This window comes from Methylobacterium sp. B1, assembly GCF_000333255.1.
GTDB classification, from domain to species: domain Bacteria; phylum Pseudomonadota; class Alphaproteobacteria; order Rhizobiales; family Beijerinckiaceae; genus Methylobacterium; species Methylobacterium fujisawaense.
On record NZ_BACT01000684.1, the window covers coordinates 1 to 2,457 of the forward strand.

Below are 2,457 nucleotides of genomic sequence, written 5' to 3' on the forward strand. Positions count from 1 at the left end.
CGACATGTCGATGGGGAGATGTTGCCTGTTCGACCTGAAGGGCCCGGGCTTGATTGGCTGCCGCTGGGGGCGGGAAGCTCGGGCTGAGCAGCAGGATGCCGGACTGGTTGCCCAGGATGTAGTCGCTCTCCTGGATCGCCCGCCCCGGAGCACCGGCCGCGGCGCGTTGGGCTAGGGCTTGGATCTGTTCGATCGCGACGCGATCCTGGGCCGCCGCCGAGCCGGCCATGAGCGGGAGGACGAAGAGCAGCACTTGACCTGCGGTCCGGCTGCGGCGCGTGCGGCGCATCATCTGTCCCCCCTGCTTGTTTGGCCCACCTTAAATCAGTGCTATTCGATAACGTACAGCAAAATATCTTATCCACACGGCTTCTAAGCCGGCGTGTGGTGACTATGGCACAATGAATTCTGATAAGAATCGAACCGCTGCCGCCGTTGGCAGCCCATGTCAATGAATCGACGGATAATTTCCCGATAACGAAAAAGTGGTATGTCAACCGACTGACATCGGCGATTATCGATCAGCCGATCAAAGATCGTATCTGCTGATATGACCGCAGTTGATCTTGCGCCCGTCGATCAGCACGGACGCGTCGATCCGGAGCTGGCCGTTCGGCAGGACGCTGACGGTCAGATTGCCGACATCCCGGGTTTCGCCGGGGGCGAGGTCGAAGCCACCGCCCTGCTGCATCGTCGCGGTGCCTGCCGGATCCGATTTCCGCACGACCAGGCTGTACCGCCCTGCGGTGCCGCGGGGCGCCTCGACGCGAAGAGCCAGACGCGTCGTTTCGGCCGAGCGGCTCTCGACCACGCGACAGAGGACGGGCGGATCGACGGTGAGGCTGGGCATGATCGAGACTGCGCCTGCGATCGAAGACGCTGGGATGGCGAGAGAAGGGACGCTCCCGCAGGAGCGCCCCTTCCAGGACACGTCAGACTGGGGATGGGCCTCAGCCCGATCCATTAGTGCTGGCGGATCGTCACGCTGTTGAAGCCGCCGATCTGCGCGAAAGCAGCATTGGCCGAGTTCGCCGACTGCGTGATGGATCCATAATTGCCGAAGCCGTTCTGATAGCCGAAGGCGCCGACAGACGATCCGGTCTGCGTGATCGACGCCTCGTTGCCTCGGCCGATCTGGAGCAGGGCGGCGTAGTTGGTGTTGCCGTTCTGGCTGATATTGCCTACGTTATAGTCGCCGGACTGGACGATCGCGGCATAGGCGTTGTCAGCTCTGTAGTCTTGCGTGATGCGGGCCCTGTTGTTGTCGCCGTTGAACTGGAAAATGCCCGCGTAGGTGTTCTTCGATCCGGCCTCGGCGGTGATCCACGCCTTGTTCTTGTCGCCGTTCTGCTGGAACTGCGCCACGCCGTTGGTCCCGAGCTGATTCGAGTCGACGGAGTTGGCGATGCCTTGCTGGAACGAGCCGTTGGCGACGCCGATCGTCGGATTGCCGTAGCGATTGCCGGCGATCGTGCTCACGGTGTTGTTCGAGCCGCCCTGCGTGACCTTCAGTTCGTTGAACGCACCGTTCTGCAGAATGGTCTGGGCGCCGTTCGAGACGCCGTTCAGGTTGCTCTCCGACAGATTCGGGACTGACAGGTCGACATTGGTCGAGAGCTTGCCGGCCTTATTGTTCGTTCCGGTCTGATCGACAGTCGCGGAGTTCGATAGACCGCGCTGGATGACGAAGGCTTCGTTCGCGGTAGTTCCAGCGCCCATGACGGGGGTCTGGGACTGCGCCGAGGCGCCTGTCGCAAAGGCCGTCAGACCGGCGACCGCCACGGACGCCAGAACAACTGACTTGAACATAGATACACTCCCATTTTTATTTATGTGTCCTCTCGAACACAATCTATGCCATCGCAGTCGCTCTATCGTTACAGCGATTTAACGGCTTGTTAAGCGTATCCATAAGCCGATGATGGGTGTCAAGCGTGAGTTAGGCAAAAATCTACAATCTTTACAATTTTCTGGATTCTTTTTTCAGATAAAAATGCCGTGAATTCAGTATGGATGGCGCGTCGAAAGACGAACATTCTCAACTGTTTAAAGTGGCCCTGCCGCGATCGCTGACTTAGAATCCATTCCACGGGATAGGCAGTCTTCGTTAGTGCCATCACAGGTCGGTATAGGCGTGTTAAATTGGTCACATCAGTTATGGCTGAAAGTGGTATGTTGCTGGCCAAGCAAGAATGCTCCGAAAGGTGATGTGGGACGGGTCTCACAGGGCCATGCCGCCGTCGCCGCTTAGGATCCGTCGACTGTGCTTGAGCCGAAAGGTTTTCGCGGACGACGAAGAGATCGAATTCACCGCAAGACGAAAAATCGTCTGCGATACGCGTTGGGTGGGAGGCTACGATGAGGCAGCGCGGCCGATCGCTGATGCAGGTCCTGCTCGCCACGCGACCCTGTGGTCCGTCGGCGCCTACTCGGGCGAGGCTCCGCCCGGCGCCCCGG

3 protein-coding genes and 1 pseudogene are annotated in these 2,457 nt (G+C 59.6%); 1 reads left to right on the plus strand and 3 read right to left on the minus strand.

Annotation, left to right across the window (positions count from 1 at the left end):
* The 3 genes and pseudogenes from I53_RS20120 to I53_RS20130 form a co-directional block, all read right to left on the minus strand.
* Positions 1-253: pseudogene (locus I53_RS20120) on the minus strand (hypothetical protein); the annotation flags it as partial.
* A gap of 276 nt (positions 254-529) precedes the next feature.
* Positions 530-811 carry a curli-like amyloid fiber formation chaperone CsgH gene (gene csgH, locus I53_RS20125; protein WP_148291203.1) on the minus strand — a complete coding sequence of 94 codons (282 nt, stop codon included), beginning with the start codon at positions 809-811 and terminating at the stop codon, positions 530-532.
* 152 nt (positions 812-963) lie between these two features.
* The gene (locus I53_RS20130; RefSeq protein WP_170867475.1) at positions 964-1,782 is read right to left on the minus strand and encodes a hypothetical protein; all 819 of its coding nucleotides are present in this window, start codon (positions 1,780-1,782) and stop codon (positions 964-966) included.
* A 485-nt stretch (positions 1,783-2,267) separates the two neighbouring features.
* Between I53_RS20130 and I53_RS34610 the strand changes: the two genes are divergently transcribed.
* On the plus strand, positions 2,268-2,457 hold a 190-nt coding region (locus tag I53_RS34610), incomplete at its 3' end, for a hypothetical protein (protein ID WP_210161590.1).